At 69.6% G+C, this 25,924-nt stretch carries 18 protein-coding genes; 12 read left to right on the forward strand and 6 right to left on the reverse strand.

The window, feature by feature from the left end:
* Positions 1–221 precede the first annotated feature (221 nt).
* A complete protein-coding gene (locus tag ACOZ38_RS11130; RefSeq protein WP_424530136.1) occupies positions 222–1,052 on the reverse strand; it encodes an SAM-dependent methyltransferase in 831 nt (276 codons plus the stop codon).
* Between the two features lie 419 nt (positions 1,053–1,471).
* Between ACOZ38_RS11130 and ACOZ38_RS11135 the strand changes: the two genes are divergently transcribed.
* The gene (locus ACOZ38_RS11135) at positions 1,472–3,043 is read left to right on the forward strand and encodes a class I SAM-dependent methyltransferase (RefSeq protein WP_424530138.1); all 1,572 of its coding nucleotides are present in this window, start codon (positions 1,472–1,474) and stop codon (positions 3,041–3,043) included.
* A 68-nt stretch (positions 3,044–3,111) separates the two neighbouring features.
* Here ACOZ38_RS11135 and ACOZ38_RS11140 read toward each other — a convergent pair whose 3' ends face one another.
* From ACOZ38_RS11140 to ACOZ38_RS11150, 3 genes are all read right to left on the reverse strand, one after another.
* On the reverse strand, positions 3,112–4,677 hold the full coding sequence (locus ACOZ38_RS11140; protein WP_424530140.1) for a GDSL-type esterase/lipase family protein: 1,566 nt from the start codon (positions 4,675–4,677) through the stop codon (positions 3,112–3,114).
* A gap of 152 nt (positions 4,678–4,829) precedes the next feature.
* Positions 4,830–7,922, reverse strand: a complete 3,093-nt coding sequence (locus tag ACOZ38_RS11145; RefSeq protein WP_424530142.1) for a glycosyl hydrolase family 95 catalytic domain-containing protein — start codon at positions 7,920–7,922, stop codon at positions 4,830–4,832.
* A 493-nt stretch (positions 7,923–8,415) separates the two neighbouring features.
* Positions 8,416–9,168, reverse strand: coding sequence for an SDR family NAD(P)-dependent oxidoreductase (locus ACOZ38_RS11150; RefSeq protein ID WP_424530144.1), 753 nt, complete (start codon positions 9,166–9,168; stop codon positions 8,416–8,418).
* A gap of 585 nt (positions 9,169–9,753) precedes the next feature.
* On the opposite strand from ACOZ38_RS11150, the gene ACOZ38_RS11155 reads away from it, so the two are divergent.
* The 6 genes from ACOZ38_RS11155 to ACOZ38_RS11180 all read left to right on the forward strand — a co-directional run bounded on the left by ACOZ38_RS11155 (position 9,754) and on the right by ACOZ38_RS11180 (position 18,976).
* Positions 9,754–11,154, forward strand: a complete 1,401-nt coding sequence (locus ACOZ38_RS11155; protein ID WP_424530146.1) for an NAD(P)/FAD-dependent oxidoreductase — start codon at positions 9,754–9,756, stop codon at positions 11,152–11,154.
* Between the two features lie 83 nt (positions 11,155–11,237).
* Positions 11,238–14,528 carry a non-ribosomal peptide synthetase gene (locus tag ACOZ38_RS11160; RefSeq protein ID WP_424530148.1) on the forward strand — a complete coding sequence of 1,097 codons (3,291 nt, stop codon included), beginning with the start codon at positions 11,238–11,240 and terminating at the stop codon, positions 14,526–14,528.
* Between the two features lie 5 nt (positions 14,529–14,533).
* On the forward strand, positions 14,534–16,138 hold the full coding sequence (cmdF, locus tag ACOZ38_RS11165; protein ID WP_424530150.1) for a tyrosine 2,3-aminomutase: 1,605 nt from the start codon (positions 14,534–14,536) through the stop codon (positions 16,136–16,138).
* Between the two features lie 177 nt (positions 16,139–16,315).
* A complete protein-coding gene (locus ACOZ38_RS11170) occupies positions 16,316–17,686 on the forward strand; it encodes a condensation domain-containing protein (RefSeq protein ID WP_424530152.1) in 1,371 nt (456 codons plus the stop codon).
* A gap of 62 nt (positions 17,687–17,748) precedes the next feature.
* A complete protein-coding gene (locus tag ACOZ38_RS11175) occupies positions 17,749–18,021 on the forward strand; it encodes a phosphopantetheine-binding protein (protein WP_405146089.1) in 273 nt (90 codons plus the stop codon).
* 88 nt (positions 18,022–18,109) lie between these two features.
* Positions 18,110–18,976, forward strand: a complete 867-nt coding sequence (locus tag ACOZ38_RS11180) for a phytanoyl-CoA dioxygenase family protein (protein WP_424530154.1) — start codon at positions 18,110–18,112, stop codon at positions 18,974–18,976.
* A gap of 181 nt (positions 18,977–19,157) precedes the next feature.
* On the opposite strand, the gene ACOZ38_RS11185 is transcribed toward ACOZ38_RS11180, so the two are convergent.
* Positions 19,158–20,765: a 4-hydroxyphenylacetate 3-hydroxylase family protein gene (locus ACOZ38_RS11185; protein ID WP_424530156.1), complete on the reverse strand. Its 1,608-nt coding sequence runs from the start codon at positions 20,763–20,765 to the stop codon at positions 19,158–19,160.
* Between the two features lie 398 nt (positions 20,766–21,163).
* Here ACOZ38_RS11185 and ACOZ38_RS11190 point away from each other — a divergent pair, with 398 nt between their 5' ends.
* The 3 genes from ACOZ38_RS11190 to ACOZ38_RS11200 all read left to right on the forward strand — a co-directional run bounded on the left by ACOZ38_RS11190 (position 21,164) and on the right by ACOZ38_RS11200 (position 24,539).
* Positions 21,164–22,348 (forward strand): acyl-CoA dehydrogenase family protein, encoded by a 1,185-nt coding sequence (locus ACOZ38_RS11190; RefSeq protein WP_424530158.1) that lies wholly within the window; start codon positions 21,164–21,166, stop codon positions 22,346–22,348.
* Positions 22,349–22,412: 64 nt separating this feature from the next.
* Positions 22,413–22,847, forward strand: a complete 435-nt coding sequence (locus ACOZ38_RS11195) for an SgcJ/EcaC family oxidoreductase (RefSeq protein ID WP_424530159.1) — start codon at positions 22,413–22,415, stop codon at positions 22,845–22,847.
* A gap of 654 nt (positions 22,848–23,501) precedes the next feature.
* Positions 23,502–24,539: a hypothetical protein gene (locus ACOZ38_RS11200; protein WP_424530161.1), complete on the forward strand. Its 1,038-nt coding sequence runs from the start codon at positions 23,502–23,504 to the stop codon at positions 24,537–24,539.
* Positions 24,540–24,553: 14 nt separating this feature from the next.
* Here ACOZ38_RS11200 and ACOZ38_RS11205 read toward each other — a convergent pair whose 3' ends face one another.
* Complete coding sequence (locus tag ACOZ38_RS11205) at positions 24,554–25,045, reverse strand: MarR family winged helix-turn-helix transcriptional regulator (RefSeq protein ID WP_424530162.1); 492 nt, start codon at positions 25,043–25,045, stop codon at positions 24,554–24,556.
* A 231-nt stretch (positions 25,046–25,276) separates the two neighbouring features.
* On the opposite strand from ACOZ38_RS11205, the gene ACOZ38_RS11210 reads away from it, so the two are divergent.
* Together ACOZ38_RS11210 and ACOZ38_RS11215 are read left to right on the forward strand one after the other, a co-directional pair.
* Positions 25,277–25,405: a hypothetical protein gene (locus ACOZ38_RS11210; protein ID WP_405146102.1), complete on the forward strand. Its 129-nt coding sequence runs from the start codon at positions 25,277–25,279 to the stop codon at positions 25,403–25,405.
* A gap of 21 nt (positions 25,406–25,426) precedes the next feature.
* The gene (locus tag ACOZ38_RS11215) at positions 25,427–25,882 is read left to right on the forward strand and encodes a MarR family winged helix-turn-helix transcriptional regulator (protein ID WP_424530164.1); all 456 of its coding nucleotides are present in this window, start codon (positions 25,427–25,429) and stop codon (positions 25,880–25,882) included.
* Positions 25,883–25,924: the final 42 nt, after the last annotated feature.

Consider the following 25,924-nt stretch of genomic DNA (forward strand, 5'->3'; position numbering starts at 1 on the left):
GTGCTCCGGTCGCCATCGATTCGGACCGCCGGCTCTGGGGGCGCACACCGGGCGTACCGGTGCAGGTCGCCCGCTCACCCGGCGAAGATGCCGGGAGGCGTCGATCGCGACGCGCATTACCATCATGCGCGCGCCCGTACCCACGGTCACCCCTTACCCGGGGCGGCACCCCGGGATTAGGGGTCGGAGAAACGGCTCGGAAAGGGCTGGTGAGACGCGTCCTAGCGCCGCGGCTTGCGGGCGGAGAGGATCACGTAGCCGATCTGGTCCTTTCGCGGGGCGAAGAAGCCGAGGTGCCTGCGTGAGAACTCCGCGAGCGCCTCCTCGCCGAACTTCGCGGCGATCGTGTCCCGCTGGTCCATGGCGGACCTGATGTACTTCGACTTCTTGCCGAAGACCCTCGGGCCGCACTGGGTGTACTCCTCGACCTCGAAACCCGCGCTCCGCGCGTGCTCGATCCACTCCGCGAGCGTGGGCAGCTCGCGCAGTTTGAGGGTGTCCATGAACTTCGCCACCCTGTCCGGATCGGCCGCCGACTCCAGGCTGAAGTCGGAGAAGGAGATCCGCCCCCCGGGGCGCAGCACCCTGTACAGCTCCCTCAGCACCTGGCCGAGGTCCTGGGCGTTCTGGAGCGACTCCAGCGCGAGCACCGCGTCGAACGAGTCGTCCGGGTAGGCGAGGTCCATGTAGTCGCCGTACTCGAAGCGCACCCGGTCGCTCACGCCCGTGGCCGCGGCCCGCTCGTTGGCCTTGTCGATCTCGAAGGCGCTCACCGTGATGCCGGTGACGTGCACGCCGAGGTTCTTGGCGAGGTACACCGCCGTCTCGCCCGGCCCGCATCCCGCGTCCAGCAGACGCTCGCCGGGGCGCAGGCCGAGCGTGTCGGTCACCTTGCGGCTGATCCGGTGAACGGCGTCCTTCAGCGGGGTGTCGTCCTCGTTGTCGTACCAGTACCACATGTGGAGCTGGCCGTTGCGGAACTCGTCCCCGATGGGAGAGCGCTCGTCGTAGTGCGTGCCGATGTCGGCCGGATCGATCAATTCCCTGGTCATTAGTCCGTCACTCCCATCGAGGGGCCTCACACGCCGTACCGGGCCGAGGGGAGCCGGCGAAAACGGACAGGAGGCGTGCCGACCGGCGGCCCGGGCGCCCCAAGGCGGCCGGGCGCGAAGACGCGGAACCGTTCACTGACGCCAATCGTCGGCGCCGCCGGGACCCCGCCGCATCTCTATGGTTGCTGTTCCGGCCGGTGGGCCGCCGCGCCGGCCGGAACAGCACGCTCGGAGAAGACTCACGGAACCGCCGGTGGGAAGCTCGTATGAACGGATATCTCGTATCTCGCCGGTTGTGCGGAGTGAGCTGGGCCGCCGAAGCGGCCAGATGACAGTGCACAACGGGCGCGGTCGACGCACGGCAGCCGGTCAGGCTGCGCGGACCAGCCCGTCCTCACCTTTCGTGAAAGGACGCGCACATGAGTGTTCCCACCATGCGGCTGACCGTCGCGGAGCTGCTGGCAGGCCTCACCACCGCAGGCCCCGACGACCTCCACACGGAGTACCGGCGTCTGGTCGGCGCGCTGTGGCACGACGGCGAGCCGACGGACGAGGCGGCGGCGGCGGTGCCCGCTCTCGTGGCCTACCTGGACGAGGCGGGCGACGACCGCAGGGGCTACGTGATCATCCTGCTGGCCCTGCTCGCCGAGTCCGAGTACCCCGCCGTCGACGGCGAGGTCGCCACCGCGGTGCGCGGAGGCCTCGACCGGTACCTCGACCTCGTCGGCGACGCCGTGGCGGGCCGGCCGCTGACGCTCGCCCTGCTGTACCTCCTGTCGCACTTCCCCGGCGACCGCGACAGGATCCTCGACGCCGTCGAGCACCTGGAGCTGGACCCGGACGACCTGAGCAGGCTCGACCGGGCTCTGAGCACGCTGGACCTCGACGCCCCCGACCTCGGCACCCTGTGGCCCTCGCCGTCGGTGTGGGTGCTGACCGACGACGAGCGCGAGTTCCACGAGCAGTGGATCCAGACCCTCACCCCCGGGCAGATCACCACCAACTGGGAGAACGACACCCGGACCCTGCTCGGCTACTCGGGTGCGAAGGCGTACTGGGCGGTGCGGTTCGGCGCTCCGGTGGTCGCCGGCGAAGCGGCCTGGTCCGCGGACGCCGCCTGGCCCGCCGCCACGTACGCGGCCCCCGCGGCGGGTGCGGGGACCGGCATCTTCGCCCGCCACGCGGAGGCCTTCCGCTGCCCATCCTGCGGCGATTCGCTCGACTTCGAGGGCGACATCGTCCGGTGCGGCGCCTGCTCGACCCGGTACCCCATCGCGCGCGGCATCCTCGACCTGTCGGAGGGCGTGAGCGAGTCGGCGGCGGACGTCGAGGACGACGCGACCGCGAACCTGCTGTCGAAGCTGGCGGAGATGCCCACCATGGGCATCTACTACGAGTCCGTGCTGCGGCCGGCGTTCCTGCGGATCGCCGGTGCGAACTGGGGCGGCGCCGTCACCCTCGCGGACGAGGACGCCTACATGGTGCGGCACATAAGCCCGGTGGACGGCCCGGTGCTCGACCTCGCGGCGGGCGCCGGCAGGTGGACGCGCGTGGTCGCCGGGACCGTCGGCCACGACCGGCTGATCGCCCTGGACATGGGCCTTCCGATGCTGACGGTGCTGCGCGACACGCTGCCCGAGGTGCCCGCGGTCCGCGCCAGCGCGCTCGACCTCCCGTTCGACGACGCCAGCCTGGGCGCGGTGAACTGCTGGAACGCCCTGCACGCCTTCCCCGACGACGCGGCCAGGGCCATCGCCGAGGTGGGCCGGGTCCTGCGGCCGGGCGGCACCTTCACGATGATGACCTTCCTGTTCGACTCCGACCCGATCGTCCGGTACTTCCAGACCTCGCACTACTTCCCGAGCCGGGTCGAGGGGATGCTGCTCTTCGAGATGGACGAGATCAGGCGGTGGCTGGCCGACGCGGGGATGACCGTGCGCGACGCCTCCGGTCCCGGCAGCTTCGCCTTCATCACGGCCGTACGGACCTGACCCGGCGGACGCGCCGCCCGTGAGACACGCTCCGGGGTGCTCGGCGTGCGCCCCGGAGCGTGGTCGTGTCAGCTCCTGACGAGGTCGAACGACTCCCAGGGGCCGATGGCGGTGCGGTTGGCGATGAGCGGCTGGGAACCGCCGCCGTCGGCGCAGACGTACTTGCCGTTGACCTGGGCCTTCAGGCTGACCGTACCGTCGGGGTTGTTGATGAGCTGGAAGGTCTCCCACGAGCCCGCGGACGCCCGGTTGGCGATGAGCGCCTGGGCGCCGGCGTTCTCGGCCGCGACGAACTGGCCGTTGCTCCTCGCCTTCAGCGCTATGTTGCCGTTGCCGAGGTCGACGCGCTCGAACTGCTCGCTCGCGCCGGCGCTGGACTTGCTCGCGATCAGCGGCGAGCCGTTGGGCGCCGTGACGTACAGGTTGTTGGCCCGGGAGCGCAGGCTGACCACCGAGGAGACCGGCGTGACCGGGGCGCCGAACCAGCTCAGGTCGACGGCGTTCGCGATGGCCTGCAGGCCCGCCTCGTTGGGGTGCAGGTGGTCGCCGGTGTCGTAGGCGGGCAGGAACATGGTCGGGTTGGCCGGGTCCCTGGTCGCCGCGTCCTGGTCGAGCACCGCGTCACAGCCGCTGCCCGCGCCGCGGACGAAGTTGTTGTAGGCCACGCGCTGGTCCTCGGCCGCCTGCGACCAGCCGCCCGAGCCGCGGAAGGGGGTCAGCGTCGAGCAGATGAACTTGATGTTCCGCTGGTGGGCGCGGTCGATCAGCTGCTTGGCCGCGTCGATCAGCCGCGACGCCTGGGGCGGCGGCGAGGACGAGCCCAGGTCGTTGATCGGGTCGTCCGAGAAGATCACCCAGCGGACGTCCGGCTGGTTGAGCACGTCGCGGTCGAACCGGTTGGGCGCGCTCTGTCCCGCGCCGTCGGCCAGCAGTTTGTTGCCGCTGATGCCCTGGTTGAGCACCCCGGCCACGCGGCCGGAGTCGATGATCCGGGAGGCAAGCCGGTTGGGCCAGCGCCGGTTGGCGTTGAAGCTGGAGCCCACCCCGTCGGTGATCGAGGCCCCCAGCGTGACGACGGCGCCCTGCGAGGAGGCGTTCTGCACGTCGACGTTCGCCAGGAAGTAGTAGCTGCCGGCCTGCTGGGCGCCCGAGAGGGAGGCGTTGCCGCTGACGTCGCCCGAGGCGATGTAGTTGGTCTGGGTCGAGGTCTGGTGGTAGGTCGCGGGGCCGGTCGGCTGGGGAAGGTAGACGCTGACCACGAGGTCCGACTGCGCGGGGACCGTGAAGCCGATCGCGTCGCTGACCGCCAGCGATCCGGCGGGGACGGTGACGGACCGCTGGCCGCCGAAGGTCACCACCCGGTCGGTGGAGAGATCGACGCCGGAGTCGGAGGTACGGCGTGCCAGGTGCACGTCGTCGAAGGTCACCGGCTGCGTGCCGAAGGCGTTCGAGAGCTGGATGCGGGCGGAGGTGCCGCCGATGCTGGTGCGCACCACCTGGCGGATGGTCTGCCGGTTGAAGGTCGTGTCACCGCGCTGCGGCGAGGCCGCCCACGTGCCGGTCCACGCGGCCGCCGCGGCGGCGGGCGGGCCGGCCGCCACGGCGGCGGCCAGCGTCGAGAGCAAAGCGGTCAAGAAAGCTACCACCAGGGATAGACGGGGAACGGCTGCTCGTCTCACGGGTTCTCCTGTGGAAGTCGTGCCGGAACGCGCCCGGGGGGCTTGACAGGCCCGCCGGGCGCGTCGCCGGGGTTCACTCGGTGATAAGGCTCAGAGGCCCGCGAGGTTCAGTTGCTGATCAGGTCGAACGACTCCCAGGGGCCGATGGCGGTGCGGTTGGCGATGAGCGGCTGGGAACCGCCGCCGTCGGCGCAGACGTACTTGCCGTTGACCTGCGCCTTCAGGCTGACCGTCCCGTCGGGGTTGTTGATCAGCTGGAAGGTCTCCCAGGAGCCGGCCGAGGGCCGGTTGGCGATCAGCGCGTCGGCGCCGGCGTTCTCCGCGCTCACGAACTGGCTGTTGCTCCTGGCCTTCAGCGCGATGTTGCCGTTGCCGAGGTCCACGCGCTCGAACTGCTCGCCGGTCCCCACACTGGACTTGCTGGCGATCAGCGGCGAGCCGTTGGGCGCCGTGACGTACAGGTTGTTGGCCTTGGAGCGCAGGCTGATCGTCGGGGTCCCCGACGTCCCGGTGAGGACGCGCAGGGCGTCCACCATGCCGACGGCGGTGGCCTTGTTGACGATCTTGATCGTGTGCTGGCCGCTGGACAGTCCCGACTTGCTGAAGACCACCTGCTGGGCCTGCCTGGCGCCCGAGACGTACAGGTTCACGTTGGCCTGCAGGGCGTTGTCGATATAGACGTCCACGTTGCCCATGTCACCGTTGCGCTCCGAGAGGTACTCGATGCCGGTGCCGGTGAAGGTGTACTGGGCCGTCGCCCCCACCGTGTTGGTGTGGTGGGTGTCGTCGTTGTAGTCGCCGTAGCCCCTGGCCGTCGTGTGGTACCAGTTGGCGTCGTAGGTGAGCTCGGTGTCGTTGACCAGCGCGTTCCCCGTCGTCCCGATGCCGAGGGCCGAGGCGGTGCCGCTGAGCGTCTTCACGCTCTGGTTGGCGGTGCCGGTGAGCCGGGCCGAGGAGTACGAGCTGAGCGGCTTGGCCGTGCGCTCCACGACGTAGACCGTGTTCGCCGCGGTGGCGAAGGAGACCTCGGCGCTGGAGGAGGTGGCCAGGATGGCGTTGTCAGAGGCGCGGCGCACGCGCACCTGCTGGGTGCCCCAGGGATTGACCACCGTGGCCTGCTTGCCGTACAGGCTCTTGAGGCCGACGTACTTGACCTCGCCCGCCTCGCGCTCGGAGCTCACGAGGAAGCCGTCCTTGGCCAGGAGGGTGAACTTCCCGACGAAGGAGGAGTCGGCCGGCACCGCCGGGAACACCCGGATCTTGTCGTTGTAGCTCTGCATGAGCGACTCGTTGAGCGCCGACAGGTGCACGCCGAGGTACTCGAAGACGCCGTTGGTGTTGTTGGTCATGCCGTTGGGGTAGTTCTGGTACTTCTGCAGCATCGTCTTCATGCCCTGGTACGCCTGGTCGCCCAGGCCGAGGCGGGCCGCCTGCACCGCGTCGTTGGACCACACGTTGCCGTAGGGGAACGGCCGCTGGTTCCAGGTGTTGACCGCGGTCTGGTAGTCGGGGTAGCCGATGCCGGTGATGTTGTACGGCCAGATCAGCTCGGCCGAGACGTTCTCGTTGTTCCTGGTCTGCGAGATCGGCGGCTGGTGCGGCTGGTAGGCGCCGTTGGCGACCTGGTACGGCACCAGGCGGTCCAGCACGTTCTGCCAGCCGGCGCGCAGGCCGCTGTCCAGTCCGAGCTGCTGGCTGACCTGGATGGTGAGCGGGAAGATGCTCCGCACGGCCGCGAGGTCGGTGATGGCGTTGCGGACGTTCCAGTACGTCTCGTGGGAGTTGGAGTTGGCCATGTAGTAGGTGTTGCTCGCACTGTCGTACGACAGCATGGCCGAGTAGAACTTCGCCGTCTCACGCATGTACGGGTAGGCGACGTCGCGCAGGTAGTTGGCGTCGTCGGTGTACCGGTAGCGCAGGTACATGTTGTACGCGGCCTCGTAGCCGGTCGACAGGATGTTCTTGGTGTAGTCGCTGCCGACGGTGCCGCGCGCGTTGCCGTCCCAGCCCATCGTCTCCGGCACCCACAGGCCGTCCACGCCGTACCTGGTCTGCGTGTACGCCTTCAGCGCGTTGTAGTTACGGCTGTAGAGCTTGTTGAAGCCGTCCATCAGGTCGCTGTGGTTGGAGGCCAGGAACGAGTTGTAGACGTCGCGCTGGTTCCAGTACCAGTAGGCGTTGCTCCACTTGGTGGCGTCCTGGGTCGCGCGGAACACCCCGTTGATGAAGTGCAGCGGGTAGTTGCCGTAGCCCCCGGCCGCGATCATGTAGGTGCTCAGGTAGTAGACGTTCTCCATGTAGTCCGCGTCGCGCGAGCCGTTGGAGTACTGGACGAACGACTTGTTCCAGAACGCGTGCCACCAGTTGCGGTAGTTCGTGTACGTCGTGGCGTACCCGGTGCTCTTGACCGAGGAGAGCTGGTTGCGCGCCTGGGTCACCGAGTCGCGGTTGGGGGCGTTGATCCGGCTGGAGGCGGTGATCCAGATCGTGTAGCTGGAGGTGGGCGTGATGTTCAGCCGCACCTTCCTGCCGTCCACGACCTGGGTGGTGAAGCCCGCGCCCTCCACAGTGGCGGCCAGGGTGTAGCCGAACCCGTTGGCGTCGGTCTGCCCTCGGCTCAGCCCGGCGCTCGCCGAGTCGGCGTAGGTGGAGATCGTCTTCCAGGTGTTCAGGTCGGGTACGTCGCCGCTGTTGGTGACGGTCGCGGGGTCCCACATGCTCAGGTCCATGGCCACGCTCGACACCCCGCCGCGGGTGTCGTCGACGTGGATGCCCATGACCTCGGAGTTGGGCGACCCGAGGATGGTGACGGTCCTGTTGGAGTCGTACTTGGTGGTCAGGGTCCCGTCGTACAGCGACAGCCGCTGCTGGTAGTTCGTGTACCCGGTGTCCATCCCCGGGTTGGAGTACAGGTTCACCAGGCCGGCGGCGAACGCGGACTGCTGTGACAGGTCGACGCCCGACACCTGCATCGTCAGGCCGTTCTGGTTCCACACCATGGCGCCGGTGCGGCCGTTGCCGACGGTGAGGCCGTAGTTCGGATTGGTGTTGGGCCTGTTGTAGACGATGTCGTGCTTGGACAGGTATCCCTGGTAGTCCACGTTGAGCGTGCCTGCGGCCTGGTCGAACGCCGCGTCGGTCGCCGAGGCCAGGGTCGGCGTGGCCACCCCCACGGCCAGCAGGCCTACGGCGAGCGTCAACGGTGGCAGGCTACGTAACAGCCTCTTCAGCATGGTCTTCCTCTCCCGCGGCGGGCCGCCCTCGCCGTCACTGCGGCCGTCGCCGCGCGGAGCAGTGCCGAGGGGGTGTCTGATGGCGCAGACCCGATACGGAACGGCGGTGTCTCCCGCCGGGACGCCGCACAGTTCCGTTTCCAGACTGTCAGGCGCAGTTAACATTGGATGTCTTCCAACGTCAATACCTAGAAGATGGGCTGCAGGATCAACAAAATCCCCCATAGCAGCCCAAAATCATGCAGCTGGGCGGATAAACGGCCTGCTACCAGCCACAATCGCCATGCGAGCCGCTGCGATACCTCCGATGTATCGGGGCTCGGGATGGGGAAGACGCCGTGTTCGAGGCGTAGGGGCCGCGGCGCGTGTCAGCGGCCGGGGTGTCGCCGGGGAGAGGCCGGGCCGGCGGGCGATGGTCGGTCAGCACATGGCGCTCGCCGGAGGCCCGGTTCGAAGGGGATCAGAGTGCGACGGAGGTGGTCAGGCCGCCGTCGACGGCGAGCTCCTGGCCGGTGATGTACGACGAGCGGGAGGAGAGCAGGAAGGCGGCGGCGTCGGCCACGTCGTCGGCGCTGCCGAGCCGGCCGAGCGCGACCTGGCTGCGGCACTGCTCCTGCGCCTCTTCCGTGCTGGAGATGGCGGTGAACATGTCGGTGACGACATAGCCCGGGCTGACGGCGTTGACCCTGATGCCACGGCTGCCGAGGTCCGGCGCGAGGGTGCGGGTGAGGTTGATCACGGCGGCCTTGGTGGCGGCGTAGATCGAGGTGAAGGCCAGGCCGCGGTGGGCGAGCCAGGACCCGTTGATCACGACGGAGGAGCCCTCCCCCAGGAGCGGCAGCGCCTTCTGGATGGTGAAGTACACCCCCTTGAAGTTGATGCCGGTGATGTGGTCGAAGTCGGCCTCGGTGGCCTGCGCGCTCATCCCGAACAGGGCGATGCCCGCGTTGGCGAAGACACCGTGCAGGCGCCCGAAGCGCTGCTCGATCTCGGCCATGAGCCGGTCGAGGTCCTCGGTGCTGGAGACGTCGGCGGCGACGGTCAGCACCCGGTCTCCGGCGTCGAGGTCCTTGGCCGCCGCGTCGAGGCGGTCCTTGTCGCGTCCGGCGAGGACGACGTTCGCTCCGTCGGCCACGAGGCGTCGTGCGGTGGCCAGGCCCATGCCGCTGCCGCCACCGGTGATCAGTACGGTCTTACCCTCAAACTCGGTCATGCGGTCAGCGTCACATTCGCGGCCTCGCGCGCACATCTCCTGAATTGCGCTCTGGTTTCAGGCCCCCCTTATATCCCTTCCCGCGGCGTGAGGGCGCTCAGCACAGCATTCCGAAAGATGCGACACGGCGTCGCAGGACGTGACGATGTAGCGGTGCTGATCGGCGGATCGACTGTTTCTCGCTGAACAGGTGAAGGAAGGAGCCTTCCGTGTCTCGTAACCGTGGCTAGCGTCGTCGCCGGCGAACCGTTATGAGCCGGAGGGGTACGACGGCGGGCCGTCATCAACCCCGCCGACCTGCGGATCGACCCTCATGCTTCGCGACCACGGCGAGCTCTTAAAACCATGCGACCCCCGCCCGCGGGTCGTCGTCCCATGTACCGGCCGACCCGGGCCGCAGACGATTCCGGCGCCCTCGCCGGGATATTCCGGCCGGCACGCTCCGCCGTCGTCAGATCAGTTACCGACCAAGGCCGGCGTGAAATCCATACGACGCTGGTGGTCATCAGGAAAAGAACCGGCACCGGTTAACGACCACCGCATAGACGATGCCTGAAGAATACGGAATTTCGAGGAGATGACACGATGGGCAACGACGCAAATACCCGCGCGGTGGTGCTCGGTGGAAGCCTTGCCGGACTGTTCGCGGCCAGAGTGCTCGCCGATGCCTACGACGAGGTGGTCATCGTCGACCGCGACGAGCTGATCGACGTGGCGGAAGCGCGACGCGGCTGCCCGCAGGGAAAGCACATCAACGGCCTGATGACCCGCGGCCAGATGGCCATGGAGGAGATGTACCCGGGGATCACCACCGAGATCTTCGAGGACGGCACGCCCCAGGGCGACCTGGCCGGCACCGTCCGTTGGTACGCCCTCGGCAAGCACCTCAGGCAGCAGCCCGCCGGCATGATCTGCGTCGCCGCCAGCCGGCCGATGCTGGAGAAGCACGTCCGCCGGAGGACGCAGGCCCTCGGCAACGTGATCTTCCTGGAGCGGCACGACATCCTCGGCCTGGTCGCCACGCCGGAGCGCAGCAAGATCACCGGTGTCCGCGTGCAGAACCTCGAGGGTGAGGGCGTCGAGGAGGTCCTCGACGCCGACCTCGTCGTCGACGCCACCGGCCGCGGCTCCCGCACCCCGATCTGGCTGGAGGACCTCGGCTACCAGCGGGTCGTGGAGGACCGCAAGAAGATCGGTCTCGGCTACGGCACCCAGCACTACCGGCTGCGCACCGACCCCTACGAGGGCGACCTGTCGATCAACACCATCGCCCACCCCAAGCTGCCGCGCGGCGCGATCTTCACCAAGACGGACGGCGACCGCGTCGAGCTCACGGTCTACGGCATCCTCGGTGACCACCCGCCGACCGACCAGCAGGGCTACTACGACTTCGTCAAGTCGCTCGGCATCCCCGAGATCTACGAGGCCGTCATCGCCGCCGAGCCGCTGGACGAGCCGACCGCGTTCCGCTTCCCGACCACCCTGCGGCGCCGGTACGAGGACATGGACCGCTTCCCCGACGGCCTGCTGGTGGTCGGCGACGCCGTGACCTGCTTCAACCCGATCTACGCCGGTGGGATGACGGTGGCGGCGATGTCGGCCCTCGTCATGCGCGGCCACCTGCACAGCGGCGCCGCCCCGCAGCCGCTCCAGTACTTCCGCGACCTCGCGCGCGACGTCATCGACCCGCCGTGGGAGGTCACCCACGCCGTCGACCTCGGCTTCCCCGGCGTCGAGGGCGAGCGCACCTTCTCGGTCCGCATGCGGCAGGTGATGACCAACCTCATCTACCGGGCGGGCGCCCGCGACAGCAGGGTCACCGCGGCCTACTTCCGCGTCGCCGGCCAGGTGGAGCGGCCCGAGACGCTGATGAAGCCGAAGTTCCTCCTGCGCGTGCTGCTGGCGGCGGCGGGCCTGTCCAAGGTCAGGGAGGCGAAGGGCCACTGGACCTGGACCGGGGAGAAGGCGAAGGTCCCCTCCCTCTGAAGGTCGTCTCAGGTCGCCGAACCTCGAAGGGAACATGAGTGACTGAGGCATCTCGTACCCGTGGGTCCCACGCTCGGCGGGCCGTGACATCGCGCGCGCAGGACCGCGCGTGGTTCCTGGACAGGCTGGTCCCCGGCTCGCCGGCGCACAACCTGTCCAGGGCCTACCTGGTGACCGGCGAGCTGGACGTCGAGGCCCTGAGCGCCGCGTGGCGCGAGGTGACCCGCCGCCACGAGATCCTCAGGACCACCCTGGTCGAGGCCGGCGGGCGGCCCGCGCAGGAGATCGCCGCCGTGGGCGGGGCCGCCGTCCCGGTGACCGATCTCGGCACGCTCGATCCGCCCGCCGGCCCTCGGTGGTGCGCCGAGCAGGCGGCCATGCCGTTCGACCTGGCCAACGGGCCGCTCGCCCGGCTGGCCGTCGCGCGGCAGGCCCCCGCGGAGCATCGGCCGGCTCCCACGGAGCATCGGCCGGCCGCAGAGCATCGGCACGCCTCCTCGGAGCAGCGGCCGGGCGGTCCGGTGCACGCCGTGGTGCTCGTGTGCCACCAGGCGGTGGCCGACGAGCGGTCGATGTCGATCCTGGTGGACGAGATCTCCGCCTGTTACGCCGCCGCCGTCGCCGGTCGCCCGGCCGGCGACGCGCTGCCGGGCCCGCCGCGCCAGTACGCCGGCCACGCCGGCCGCGAGCGCGACCGGGCGTCCACGCCGGAGTCGCGGCGCCTGCTCGACTGGTGGACCGAAGCGCTGTCACCGGCCCCGGCGCCGCAGGCCCTGCCGGTGGACCGGGCACGGCCCTTGGGCCCGTCGTCCCACGGCGGCGTCGTGCGCTTCTCGTGGGGCGAGGAGCTGGGCGACGCCCTCGCGGAGCTGTGCCGGGCGGAGGGGACCACCCCGATGGTCGCCCTGCTGGCGGCGTTCCAGTGCCTGCTGGGCAGGTACGGCGGCGAGGAGCGGCCGGTGGTCGGGGTGCCCGCGACGGTGCGCCCCGGGCCCGAGGCCGACGACGTCGTCGGGCCCTTCGCCAACCTGCTGGTGCTGCGCGCCGACCTGTCGGGACGCCCGGCGTTCCGCGAGCTGCTCGGCAGGACGGCGCGGGTGGTGCGGGAGGCCTTCGAGCACCGGGAGCTGCCCTTCGACGAGCTGGTACGGGCGCTCAACGTGGAGCGCGACCCCTACCGGATCCCCTTGGCCGACGTGATGTTCGTGTTCGAGGACGCACCCGAGTCTGGGCTGAGGCTGCCCGGCGCGACGGCCCGGCGCCTGCGGGACCACGGCGGCTCGGCCAGGACCGACCTCACCCTCGTCATCGAGCGGGTCGATTCCTCCGTGACCGGATCCCTGGAGTACCGGGGCAGCCTGTTCGACCCGGAGTCCGCGCGGCTGATCCTCGGGCAGCTCCACACCCTGCTGGCCGCGGCGCTGCGGGAGCCCGGGCTGCCGGTCGACGCCCTCCCGCTGGAGGGGGCGGACCGCCTCCAGGCCGCGGTGCGCGAGGCGGACCTGATCGAGGCCGCCGCCCCCGTGGACCGGCCGGTCCACGAACTGGTGCACCTGCGCGCCCGTACGGACCCGGACGCCCTCGCGGTGGTGTGGGACGGGAACGGCCTGACCTACCGGGAGCTGGAGGAGCGGGCGGCGGCCGTCACCCGCGCGCTGGCGGCGCTCGGCGGCGTCGAAGGTCTGCCGGTGGCGGTGCGGATGTCACAGGGCCCGCGCCAGGTCGCGACGCTGCTCGGAGTGCTCGACGCCGGGGCGCACCTGGTGTGCCTCGGCACCGGGGACGCCGGTGAGCGGGGCAGGGCCGTGCTCGGCGACATCCGGCCGGCCGTGCTGGTGCTCGACGAGGAGCCCGCGGACGACGAGCTTGCCCGGTGGTACCGCGACGAGCTGGACGGGCGGATCCTGGACCTCGCCGTGCTCGACACCGCTCTGGACACCGCCGTTCCGGACACCGACCTTCCCGGCACCCGCCCGGCGGCCATCGACCCCGTGCGGTCCGGTGTCATGGCCGGGCGGGCGTACGTCGCCTACACCTCCGGCTCGACCGGCAGGCCCAAGGGCATCGCGCAGACTCACGGCAGCTTCGCGCAGTTCGTCACGTGGTTCGCCGGGGAGTTCGGCATGGGCCCCGGCTCCCGCGTCGCCCAGTGGGCGGCGCCGGCGTACGACGCGAGCCTGGTGGAGATATTCTCGGCGCTCGTCGCGGGTGCGACGCTGTACCCGGTGCCCGAGCGCACCCGGGCGAACCCCGAGAGGATGGCCGGCTGGCTCGCGGCCGAGGGGATCACCGTCTACCAGACGGTCCCCAGCTTCGCGCGCCAGCTCCTCGGCGCGATCACCGCCGACGGCCGGCCGGGCGGGCTTCCGGCACTCGGTCATCTCCTGCTGGCGGGGGAGCCGCTGGCCGGAGAGCTGGCCAACCGGCTGCGCGCGGCCCTGCCCGATCTGCGGCTGGTCAACCTGTACGGCCCCACCGAGTCGGTCCTGGCGACCTGGCACGAGGTCACCGGCCCGGTGTACGGCGTGGTGCCGATCGGCAGGCCGATCCCCGGGCGGCAGATCCTGGTGCTGGACGAGCACGACCGGCCCTGCCCGGCGGGCGTCGCCGGCCAGATCGTCATCCGCGGCCCGCACATCACGCCGGGGTACGTCGGCGCGGCGTCGGGGGAGCGGTCCGCCTTCCTGCCGCTGAACGGCTTCGACGACGGGCGGAGGTCCTACCGGACCGGCGACCTCGGCCGCCGGCGGTGGGACGGCTCCCTGGAGTTCGGCGGGCGCAAGGACTTCCAGGTGAAGTTCAACGGCGCGCGCATGGAGCTGACCGACATCGAGGCGGCGCTCGCCGCGCACGAGTCGGTGGCCGAGTGCGCCGTGGTCGCGATCGCCGACGCCGACGGGCTGGTCAGACGCCTGGTGGGCTACGTCGTCCCCCGCACGCCCGGCGCCGCCGCGGACTCCTGGCGCGCCGCCCTGCGCCGGCGGTTCGGCAAGTCCATGCCGCCGGTGTCGTTCAAGACCCTGGACCGCCTTCCGCGCAACGCCGGCGGCAAGGTGGACCGGGCCGCGCTGCCGCGTCCGGCCTCCTCCCTCGCCCGCGCGCCCGCGTCGCCGCGTACGCCGGTGGAGCGGGACCTGGCCGCCATCTGGTCCGAGCTGCTCGGCACCGGACCGGCGGAGGCGGACGTCACCTTCTTCGCGGCGGGCGGGCATTCCCTGCTCGTCCCCGTGTTGCTTGATCGGATTCACGGGCGCTTCGGCGTGGCGGTGTCGCTCGCGCAGTTCTTCGCCGATCCGACGCCGGCCGGCCTCTCCGCTCTTCTCGAGTCGCAAGCCGTAACGACAGAAGCAATTACCCAAACCATGATGGGGTGAGAATCGTGACTCTGGTCGAAACCGAGCTCTCAGTTGATTTCGATGGTGAGAGCCTGGAAATCGCCGATGTCCGGAGGGTCGCAGAGGACTGGGCGACCTGCAGCGTGGCCCCGGCGGCTCTGGCCAGGGCCGCCACCAGCCGGGCGATGTTCGAGGACACCGTGCGGCAGAACATCCCGGTCTACGGTGTGACGACGGGCTATGGCGAGATGATCTACATGCTCGTCGACACCTCCAAGGAGGTGGAGCTCCAGACCAACCTGGTCCGCAGCCACAGCGCCGGCGTCGGCCCGCTGTTCGCCGAGGACGAGGCCAGGGCGATCGTCGCGGCCCGGTTGAACGCCCTCGCCAGGGGCTACTCCGCGGTCCGGCCCGAGCTGCTGGAACGCCTCGCGTTGTACCTCAACCTCGGGATCACCCCGGCGATCCCGGAGATCGGCTCGCTCGGCGCCAGCGGCGACCTCGCGACGCTGGCGCACATCGCCAGCACGCTCATCGGCGAGGGCTACGTGCTGCGTGACGGCAAGCGGGTCGAGACCGCCACGGTCCTGCGTGAGAACGGCATCGAGCCGCTGCAGCTCAGGTTCAAGGAGGGCCTGTCGCTGATCAACGGCACGTCCGGGATGACCGGCCTCGGCGCCCTGGTCGTGGGCAGGGCCCTCAACCAGGTGCGGCAGGCCGAGATCGTCACGGCGCTGGTCGTGGAGACCCTGCGCGGCTCCACCAGCCCGTTCCTCGCCGAGGGCCACGACATCGCCCGCCCGCACAAGGGGCAGATCGACACGGCCGCCAACATGCGCGCGCTGATCCGGGGGAGCGGTCTCACCCTGGAGCACGCCGAGCTGCGCCGCCAGGCGCAGGAGGCGAAGTCGGGGGAGGGCGTGCACAGGACCGAGGTCTACATCCAGAAGGCCTACACCCTGCGCGCCATCCCCCAGGTCGTCGGCGCCGTGCGCGACACCCTCTACCACGCCGTGGAGAAGCTCGAGATCGAGCTGAACTCCTCCAACGACAACCCGCTGTTCTTCGCCGGCAAGGAGATCTTCCACGGCGCGAACTTCCACGGCCAGCCCATCGCGTTCGCGATGGACTACGTCACCATCGCGCTCACCCAGCTCGGGGTGTTCTCCGAGCGCCGCACCAACCGCCTGCTGAACCGTCACCTCAGCGACGGGCTCCCCGAGTTCCTGGTGGCGGGGGACCCCGGCCTGAACAGCGGCTTCGCCGGAGCGCAGTACCCGGCGACGGCCCTGGTCGCCGAGAACCGGACCATCGGCCCCGCCAGCACCCAGAGCGTCCCGTCCAACGGCGACAACCAGGACGTCGTCAGCATGGGACTCATCGCGGCCCGCAACGCCCGCAGGGTGCTGTCGAACAACAACCGCATCCTCGCCGTGGAGTTCCTCGCCGCGGCGCAGGCGGTGGACGTGTCCGGCCGGTACGACCGGCTCAGCCCGGTCGGCAAGGCCACCTACGACCTCGTCAGGTCGCTGGTGCCGACCCTGGACCGTGACCGCTACATGTCGGACGACATCGAGGTCGTGGCCGCCGCGGTGTCCCGCGGCGAGTTCCTCCAGGCGCCCGTGAGCAAGGACGTCGAACTGCGCTGACCCGCCGGCGTCACTCGGCATTCCAGAAGAACCGTATTCCGGCTCGGGGTTCGTACAGTTAGTCAATATGGGCTGGACGCGATATCCCCGAGCCGGCCGATTTCCCCGGGAATCGACTTTACGCACCGAGCCCGGCGGTGCCGATCTCGCACGACCTGAAGGAGGACGTGGCGCATCATGACCATTTCTGAGGCACCGCACACACCGAGCGACGTGGCGGAGCGAATTCCGCTCTCCTTCAATCAGCAATTCCTCTTCAATTTCGACAGGGGCGAGGACGAGGGGCCGTTCGGCCCCAAGTACAACATCGTGTGCGGCTGGCGCCTCAGCGGGAAGGTCGAGCCCGCCATCCTGCAGGACGCCCTGAATGACGTGGTGGTCCGCCACGAGGCACTCCGCACCCTGATAGTCAGGGAGGAGGACGACAGGTACCAGAAGGTCCTCCCGCCCACTCCTCCCATCCTGGTCACCCACGACTTCACCGATGTCGCCCCCGGCGGGCGCGAGCTGCGCGCGGAGGAGCTGCTCGTCGAGATCGAGCTCGGCGCCTACGGCATCCGTGAGCTGCCCCTCCTGCGCGCCGTGCTCGGCACGTTCGACGACGACGACTCGATGCTCGTGCTGATCGCCCACCACACGGCCGCCGACGAGTGGTCCATGCGCCTGATCATGCGCGACCTCGTCGGCTTCTACGCGGCCCGTACGGGGCACCCGGTGGAGCTTCCCGAGGTGTCCCAGTACCAGGAGTTCGCCCGCTGGCAGACCAGCGAGGCCGGCGCGTCCGCGAGCAAGAAGCGCGAGTACTGGCGGGACAAGCTGGCGGGCGGGCGCATCCTCGCGACCCCCACCGACCACCTGCGCTCGGAAGGGCTTCCGAAGACGACGGCATGGCACCGCTTCTGGCTGCCCGCCGAGCTGACGGCCAAGGTCCTGGAGATCTCCAAGAGCACGCGCAGCTCGCCCTTCATGGTGCTGCTCGCCACCTACGCCACGATGCTCCGTCAGACGACGGGGACCACCGACATCGCGGTCCCGACGTTCACCTCCGGTCGCGGCCACACGCGGTTCCACGACACGGTCGGGTCCTTCTTCAACTTCGTCCCCCTGCGGGTCGACCTCGCGGGGTGCGGCACCTTCCGGGAGGTCGTCGAGCGGACCCGGGCCACCTGCATCGAGGCCTACAGCAACGACATCCCCTTCGCCGAGGTCTTCGGGGTGGCCCCCGAGCTCATGCTTCCTTCCTTCGCCGACGACGCCGCCGTGTGCGCCTTCCAGGTCTTCCGCTCCCCCCTCGCCACCTCCGAGTCGGCCGGGGGCATCACCTACACCGAGATCCACCGGCGCCTGCTGTCGCAGGCCGTGGGCGGCGACATCCCGGACGGCGCGATGTGGCACCTGGAGATCGACTCCACCGGCGACATCGTCGGCACCCTCGGCTACAACAGCAACCTCTTCGACGAGAGCACGATCATCCAGATGGCCGCGGACTTCCACCGGGTTCTGGACAGCACGGCGACCGCCCCGGACGCGCCGGTGCGATGGGCCTGAGCAACCGCGACACACCGTTGAACGATCGAGAAGGCTTGCCCGGCAAGCGAGAGGACAGCGAAATGACTACAGACCAGGGCACGGAGCTCAGCGTCGCCACGATCGAGGCGAAGGTCGAGGCCATCTGGAGGGACGTGCTCCAGGTGCCGGCCGGCCACGAGGACGAGACGTTCTTCGAGCTGAACGGCGAGTCGATCTCGGCGAACCGGCTCGCCTCGCGGGTCGAGGGTGAGCTCGGCATCTGGATCGAGGTCGGCGACATCTTCGAGGAGGACCCGGACCTCGCGGGCTTCATCCGCACCGTCGTCGCGAGGGCCGGCAAGCCGAGGGCGTGACCCGCCCGCGCGTCATCCGTGACGGCCGCGCGCGAGCCTGGGCTCCGCGCGGCCGTACGAACAACTCTGGTGAGGAAAGGTGGTCCCGATGGCGGGCCTTATCCGGGTGCAGCCCGATGCCGACCTCGGTGAGGTCGTTGAGATCCTGGAGCGCGACGGAGGCGTGATCGTCGAGAACTTCGTCGACGACCGAACGCTGGCCGCGCTGTGGGACGACTTCGCGCCGGCCCTCGACGCCTGCGCCTATGGCGAGGACTGGTACAACGGCAAGCGGACCCGTCGGGTGTCGTCGCTGTTCGCCCGTACGACCCATCTGACGCCCGTGGTGACGCAGCGCCTCTACCTCGGGGCCGCGCGCGCGATCATGCAGAAGCCCGTGCCCATGTGGATCGGCAAGTCGCGGGTCGAGATGACCCCGACCATCCAGATCAGCGGCACGCAGCTCATCCAGATCCACTCGGGCCAGGGCAAGCAGCCCCTGCACCGGGACGACGCGCTGCACCTGCGCCGCCACCCCGGCCCGACCAGCCGGGTGCAGCTGATGGTCGCCATGAGCGAGTTCACCGCGGCGAACGGCGGCACGCTGGTCATCCCCGGCAGCCATCACTGGGACGACGAGCGCGCCCCCGAGGCCTCCGAGGCCTACCCCACCGAGATGCCCGCCGGATCCGGCCTGATCTGGCTCGGCGGCGTCTACCACGGCGGGGGGCGCAACACCACCGAGGACCCGCGCACCGGCATGACCCTCGCGCTGGACCTCGGCAACCTCCGCCAGGAGGAGAACCAGTACCTGGCGGTGCCGAAGGAGGCCGTGCTCGCCTACCCCGAGGAGGTGCGCCGGCTCCTCGGCTACGACCGCTGCCCGCCCGGCCTCGGCTGGTACGAGATGGAGGACCCGTACGTCGTGCTCGAAGGCGGCGACGACCGGATCCCCGCCGCGGCGGCCCCGGCGTAGCGGGCGCCCCTGGCAGGGCGTTCAAGGAACGGCGGAGGTGACCCACCTCCGCCGTTCTCGCGTTCCCTGAGCCTGCCGTGCTTCCCGTACGCGGACCCCGGTGACGGGGAAAGGGGGAAAGACGACGGGACCACCGATGCGCGGCGCATCGGTGGTCCCGGTCAGTGGTGCCGTCGGTGGGTCAGCCGTTGAGCGTGCCGTTCCCGATGCGGCGCAGGTGGTCGAAGGAGGACAGGTCGGGGACGGTCCAGCCGTCCAGGTCGTACTCGGAGAGGCACTGGTCGACGAAGGCCTTGTACCCGTCGACCTGGCCGTTGGTGATCTGCGCTCCGAGCAGCTCCACGCGCGTGTTCTCGTGGTTGCCGGCGTAGTTGCGCTCGTAGAGCTCGTGGCGCCCGCCGAACTCGGTGCCCACGGCGTCCCAGAGGAGCTTCATGACCTTGATCCGCTCGACGGCGTCGCTGCCGTCCGAGCCCCGGATGTACTTGTCCAGGTAGGGGCGGATGTCGGGGTTCTTGAAGTCCTCCGAGCTGGAGTTGATGTAGATCAGCCCGCTGGCGATGTCCTGCTGGATGATCTCCTTGACGCGCGGGTAGCCGATCTGCATGAACCACCGGTAGGCCAGCCCGTACGCGGGGTTGGGCAGCAGCGCGCCGTCCTTCCACTCGACCGGGTTGCGCGCCGCCGCGTCGGAGAACGCCCAGAACAGGTTGCGCCAGGCCAGCACCTCGCCGATGCGGGTCTGCACGCCGCGGAAGTCCTTGGAGCCGGTCATCTCCGTCGCCTTGATGAGCAGGCCGGCGATGAACTCCAGCTTGACCGCCATGCGGGTGCAGCCGTGGAAGGTGAAGCGCTCGAAGAAGCCCGAGCGGCCGGTGAACAGCAGGGCCTTGCCCAGGTGGCCGTAGACGAAGACGTTCTCCCAGGGGATGAGCACCTTGTCCAGCACCAGGATGGTGTCGTTCTCGTCCATCCGCGAGGAGAGCGGGTAGTCGAACGGGCTCCCCATCACCGTGGAGGCGGCGGAGTAGGACGGCCGGCAGATCAGCTTCATGCCCTTGGCGTCCATGGGGATCGTGGCCACCAGCGCGAACCGCTTGTCCTTGATGGGCAGTCCGTAGTGGGCGATGAAGTTGTAGTGGGTCAGCGCCGAGCCGGTCGCCACGACCTTCGCCCCGCTGACGATGAGGCCGGCGTCGGTCTCCTTCTCCACGTGGACGAAGACGTCCGCGACCTCGTCCGGCGGGCGGTTGCGGTCGACCGGCGGGTGCACGATGGCGTGGTTCCAGAACAGGACCTTCTCCTGGGACTCCCGGTACCAGCGCCGGGCGTTGTCGGAGAAGGGCTCGTAGAAGTCGGCGTTCGCGCCCAGCGTGCCGAGGAACGAGGCCTTGTAGTCGGGGCTTCGCCCCATCCAGCCGTAGCTCATGCGCGACCACTCGGCGATGGCCTGCTGGTCTCCCACGAGGTCCTCGACGCTGTGCGGCGTGGTGAAGAACCTGTGGGTGTAGCCGTCGCTGCCGGTGTCGGTCGGCTTGGTGAGGATGTCGCGCTTCGCCGGGTCGTGCAGCGCGTCGTACAGCCGCGCCGTCATGCGGATGGGATTGTGGAACGCCGGATGCGAGGTGACGTCCTTGATCCGCTCGCCGTAGAGGTAGATCTCACGGTCGTCGCGCAGGCTCTCGATGTACTCGTCGCCGGTCAGCGGGCGGGTCTTCCGCCGCGCCTCGGTCGTGACGTCGGCGGGGGCCTGGTCGCCTTCCATCGGACTGCTTCCCTCTTCTAGCACCTCAACTCCTTGATGAATCGGTAGCCGTCGAGCGTCGCCGTCCATGGGACGCGCCCGAAGAAAGTCCGCGATCGCACGCGCGCGCCGGCGGAAAGGGTGTGGGGGAAACGGCGGGAGCCGGATTACCTCCCGCTCGCCGGCGGTGATGGGCGGGCACCCCGCAAGCCAGTTGCGGACCCTAATCGTCACATCCGGAGATCCCGGCGGGCATCTTTCACGTTGCGGTGCCGGTGCCCTCCGCCACGAGACCCGCAATCCAGAAGATGCGTCTGCGGGGCGTGAAATGCGACCTTCGAATGGTGAGCATCGGCGGACGGCCATCCGGCCACGACTGGTTTCCCGCCATCCGGCGGATCTCGCCGGCTCCGCGGATTCTCGTCGGATTCTTTTAGGAGGATATGGTGCTGACGACCGATGTTCCGACGCGGGAACAGCTTGTCCGTCGTGCGTCCGAACTGGTGCCGCTGCTGCGTAAGAACGCGGCCTGGGCGGAGGAGAACCGGCGCGTTCACGAGGAGTCCATCGAGGCCCTCGCCGACGCCGGCGTCTTCAAGCTGAGGGTGCCCATCCGCTATGGCGGCTACGAGGCCGACACCCGCACGCTGGTCGACGTGGCGTCGGAGCTCGGCCGGGCCGACGGGTCGACCTCCTGGGTGGCCTCGGTGTACTGGATCCCGACCTGGATGGCGTGCCTGTTCCCCGACCAGGTCCAGGACGAGGTCTTCTCGACCCCCGACGTGCGGGTGTGCGGGACCCTGAGCCCGACCGCGATGGCCGCTCCGGTCGACGGCGGCATCGTCGTCAACGGCAAGTGGGGCTTCATCAGCGGCGCCCTGCACAGCCAGTGGCAGGTGGTCGTCGCGATCCTGGTCGGAGGCGAGGGCGAGCCCATGCCGATCATGGCGCTGGTCCCGATCTCCGACCTGCAGATCGCCGACGACTGGTACACGGCGGGCCTGAAGGGCACCGGCAGCGTCAGCACCATCGCGCAGGACGTGTTCATCCCGGCCGAGCGCTGGCTTCCCCTGCCCGCGGTGCTGCAGGGCCAGTCCGCCTCCCCGGCCAACGCCGGCCGCCCGATCTACCGGACCCCGCTGCTCCCGGTCGCCTCGGCCTCCTCGGTCGGCACCGTGGTCGGTATGGCCAAGGGCGCCAAGGAGGCGTTCTTCGAGCGGCTCCCCGAGCGCAAGATCAGCTACACCGCCTACGCCAGCCAGAGCGAGGCCCCGCTGACCCACCTGCAGGTGGCGGAGGCGTCGATGAAGATCGACCAGGCGGAGTTCCACGCCCACCGGCTGGCGTCCCTGGTCGACACCAAGGGCGTCGAGGGCGCCTCGTGGACGCTGGAGGAGCGGGCCAGGGCACGCGCCGACATGGGCGCGGTGTGCCGCCTGGCGAAGGAGGCCGTGGACATCTTCAACACGGCCAGCGGCGGGTCGTCGATCTACAGCCACGTGCCGATCCAGCGCATCGCCCGTGACATCCAGGCGGTCAACCTGCACGCCCTGATGCACCCCGACACCAACGCCGAGCTGTACGGCCGGATCCTGTGCGGTCTCGAGCCCAACACCCTCTACATCTGATCGGCGGGCCGATGCCCGGTCGCGATCTTTCCTCAGCATCGCCTCTCACGGAGAAGGATTGACCATGGCCACATCCAGTTCCTCAGCGACCATCGACGCCGGCGTCACCGAGGCGGACAAGGCCGCCGTGGTCTCCGTCCCCGGGCGCATCGTCGCCGCGTGGGCGCGCCAGGACGCCAAGGCCTTCGCCGACGTCTTCACGCCGGACGGCACCATGATCCTGCCCGGGTTCTACCGCAAGGGCGCGGACGAGATCGAGGCGTTCATGGCCGGTGCCTTCCAGGGCCCCTACAAGGGCACCCAGGTGACCGGGCAGCCCATCGACGTGCGGTTCATCAGCGACGACTCCGCCCTGGTGATCACCGTGGGCGGCGTCATCGGCGCCGGCCAGACCGAGCTCTCCGACGAGAGCGCCATCCGGGCGACGTGGGTCGTCGCCCGGCACGAGGGTGAGTGGAAGCTCGCCGCCTACCAGAACAGCCCCCGCGGCGCCGCCTGACACACCGGCCCGGGAGCCTGATCCCGGGCGGCACACGAAGGCCTTCGCGAACACCGTGACATCTCGCGGCCTGGCGATCGCACCGGAATCCCGGATGACCGGGAAACCGGCGCGATCGCCAGGCCGCCGCCATTTCCCGTCCGGCCCGGATTCCCGATTTCCCGGAATTCGTGCGGGCCGTCGTGTATTCCCCCTTTCCGGGGTCTTGTTTCACACAGGGGTTCCCCTTTATCGTTGAATGCGAAGCCGTGGCGCTATCGGATTCCCATACCGGAGGGCGGGGTTGCGACAGCTGATGGGCGCCGGTTCCACGTGTATTGTGGAAGCACTGTCGAACTTATTGGACAATCGAGCCTAGAAGACATTCCAGCCAGGGTGCGAGACGCCGTCCCCCGGGCGGCCCGGGTTTCTCTTCTTCCGTATTGCTACATCACTCATTTCGTGTTGACGCGTCCTTCACGAGACGTGTTCTACTGGTGTTGTGTCAGCACCTTGCACGATCCGCGACACGAATCGGGGTGCTGGATGCCGGGGAAGCTCGGCTCGCGGCCTGGCCAGTGGCAAGACCCTTCCGGCGGCGGCAGTCGGCCGCGAGCCGAGGGCCCTCACCCGGGAACCCTCGGTAAGTCCGGGATCCGTCGCGAGGAGTGACTGATGGCGCCCACACCTGACATCTCAGCGATTTCGGCGTCGCGGTCGCCGGTCCACATGGAAGAGATCGCCGAATGTCTCGGCGGAGAGGTCTACCTGGCGTACGCGCACCGGCGGGAGTCGGGGGTCGTCACCGTCGCGGCGGGCTTCGCACCGGAGGTCGCGCGCGGCAGGGCGCGGGTCCGGGCCTCGGCCCTTGACGCGCTGCACCTGCTCCCGGACGGCGGCACCGAGCCCTGCGCGGGCGGCGACGGCAGAGAGCTGTGTCTTTCCGACTTCATGCCCGACCCCCCGCCGGACCACCACGCGCGCGTCGCCGGCGTGGGCCTGCTGAGCCAGGAGCAGTACATGCTCCCCGCCGAGGTCGTGTGGATGGGCGAGCGGGACTGCCGGGTCGAGCCCACCGCCGTCGGCGTGATCGAGGACGACGCCCCGGACGGCGTCTCCGGCGCGATCGCCGACCTGCTCGCCCACGACATGGTCACGCGCTGGTGGGCGAGCCCGCGGATGCCGCTCCTGCGGGTGTCCCAGCATCTCGGCCTGCTGATCCCCCCGGGGGCCGCTGACGCGATACCGGCCCTCGGCCTGCGGATGTCGGCGTTCGTGCTCCCCGGGCCCGACTTCCAGATCGCGGTCGTCGGGGTCAGCGGGGAGGGCACCACGATAGCCACGGCCGCCGCCAGGTCGGTGCGGGAGGCGGTCAGCGAGGCGTTCCTGCGCGCGGTCGCGGCGCGGGCGCAACCCTGGAACACGCTGTCGACCGCCGACTCCCTGCGCCGGCTGACGGTGTGGCATCGCGAGGTCGACTACCTCGCCTACCTGGAGTGGTCCGCCCTGGACGCCGACGCGTCGGTGATCGACCAGCCCGGCGTGTGGGACGGCGCCCTCGGCTGGGCCGACATCGCCTGCCGCCGGTTCGGGCACGAGCCGATCCTGGTCGGGCTCGGGGCGTTCGGCGATCCGGTGAAGGTGGTCTGCCCCGGCGCCGCCTGCTACCGCACGGTGCCGCCCGGCACGACGCTTCCCTGCCCGGTGCCCTAGAACCCCAGGGACCCCTACGAGCCGCCGGCGCCTTCGGGCGCCGGCCGGCCACGCTCGTGCACCAGGCGCCAGAGGAACTTGTTGAACACCTCGCGCTCGTCGGGGGTGAACGGCGCCAGGAAGGCGTCGAGCGCGTTGAGCATGGCCGGGCCGAGCTTGTGCCTGAGCAGGGCCTGACCCTCGCTGGTCAGGCCTATCGCGTACTTGCGCCGGTCGTCCGGATTGCGCGCGCGCTGCACCAGGCCGAGCCGCTCCAGCCCGTCGACGACGCTGACCATGGTGGTCCTGTCGATGCCGTGAGTGCGGGCGAGCTGCTGCTGTGACTGCGGGCCCATCGAGTCGATGGCCGTGAGCACGATGAAATCCTTCGACCGCAGCCCGAAGGGCTCTACCGCCGACTCCAGGATCTCGTTGAAAAGATCGTTGGCCTTGCCCAGCAGGAGGCTGGTGGAGCTGGACAGGAAGCCCGGCAGGGGTACGTCGGTACTCGGAGAATCACCGCTCACATACGTGCCTTCCGTAGTCACCTGTCCCGTAACGCGCGGCATGTCCCTATCAAGCACGCCTGTATATGGCACGAGTGTCACATGCGGGCATGGGCAGCGCAACAACTGATTGCAAACCATCAGCTTTGCTGATTGACAGGTTTGCTGATGATCTGCGAAGCTACTTATAGCGTAGGGGCGAAGGACGGCGTCGACTGGGGTGCACGGGCGCTCATGGTGGAGGAGGAGCCCATGTCCGCAGGACGAGTCGGCCCTGACACCGGGACGACGTGGGATGAGGTCACCGAGATCTGGGAGGAGGTCCGTGAGATCGTGACGACATGGGCCGACTCGCTGGTGGCTGATGATCGGGAAGTCTGATCCGCCGAGGAGGGTGGGGTTATGGGGGCGAACGGATACGAGTCCGCGCCGACCGCGCGGCTCTTGGCCGAGTCCACCGGCTGGCTGCTCAACGACGCCGCTCGCGAGGTCACGCTCAGGCTCGAAGAGGCGCTGAAGGGCGACGATCTTCGCTGGCGCGACTACGGAGTGCTGGTAGTGCTGGAGGCGGCCGGGCCGCTGTCGCAGCAGGAGATCGGGCGGCGGCTCGCGGTCGACCGGTCGACGATGGTGCACATCATCGATGTGCTGGAGGAGCGCGGGCTGGTCGTGCGCAGTCGCGACCGCGCCGACCGGCGCGCCTACTCGATCGAGCTGACCGACCCCGGCCGGGCGCTGCTGGTGGAGGTGCTCCATCCGCTGACGGCGGAGGTCCACAGCCGGGTGATCGGCGTGCTCGCCGACGAGGACCGCGCCCACCTCAACCGGATCCTCGCCCAGCTGGCCGGCGGTGCCTGACCCGGCCAGCAATGTGAGAGTTTACGAACCATCTAATCTCTG

Origin of the sequence: Sphaerisporangium viridialbum (assembly GCF_049674955.1) — a bacterium.
Taxonomy (GTDB): domain Bacteria; phylum Actinomycetota; class Actinomycetes; order Streptosporangiales; family Streptosporangiaceae; genus Sphaerisporangium; species Sphaerisporangium viridialbum.

What these genes read in the sequence shown, in the direction of transcription:
- ACOZ38_RS11210 (WP_405146102.1), top strand. Translation starts at nt 25,277, where the DNA reads ATGTCCGCAGGACGAGTCGGCCCTGACACCGGGACGACGTGGGATGAG.
- ACOZ38_RS11170 (WP_424530152.1), top strand. Translation starts at nt 16,316, where the DNA reads ATGACCATTTCTGAGGCACCGCACACACCGAGCGACGTGGCGGAGCGA.
- ACOZ38_RS11215 (WP_424530164.1), top strand. Translation starts at nt 25,427, where the DNA reads ATGGGGGCGAACGGATACGAGTCCGCGCCGACCGCGCGGCTCTTGGCC.
- ACOZ38_RS11175 (WP_405146089.1), top strand. Translation starts at nt 17,749, where the DNA reads ATGACTACAGACCAGGGCACGGAGCTCAGCGTCGCCACGATCGAGGCG.
- ACOZ38_RS11130 (WP_424530136.1), bottom strand. Translation starts at nt 1,052, where the DNA reads ATGACCAGGGAATTGATCGATCCGGCCGACATCGGCACGCACTACGAC.
- ACOZ38_RS11180 (WP_424530154.1), top strand. Translation starts at nt 18,110, where the DNA reads ATGGCGGGCCTTATCCGGGTGCAGCCCGATGCCGACCTCGGTGAGGTC.
- ACOZ38_RS11150 (WP_424530144.1), bottom strand. Translation starts at nt 9,168, where the DNA reads ATGACCGAGTTTGAGGGTAAGACCGTACTGATCACCGGTGGCGGCAGC.
- ACOZ38_RS11190 (WP_424530158.1), top strand. Translation starts at nt 21,164, where the DNA reads ATGGTGCTGACGACCGATGTTCCGACGCGGGAACAGCTTGTCCGTCGT.
- ACOZ38_RS11155 (WP_424530146.1), top strand. Translation starts at nt 9,754, where the DNA reads ATGGGCAACGACGCAAATACCCGCGCGGTGGTGCTCGGTGGAAGCCTT.
- ACOZ38_RS11195 (WP_424530159.1), top strand. Translation starts at nt 22,413, where the DNA reads ATGGCCACATCCAGTTCCTCAGCGACCATCGACGCCGGCGTCACCGAG.
- ACOZ38_RS11135 (WP_424530138.1), top strand. Translation starts at nt 1,472, where the DNA reads ATGAGTGTTCCCACCATGCGGCTGACCGTCGCGGAGCTGCTGGCAGGC.
- ACOZ38_RS11200 (WP_424530161.1), top strand. Translation starts at nt 23,502, where the DNA reads ATGGCGCCCACACCTGACATCTCAGCGATTTCGGCGTCGCGGTCGCCG.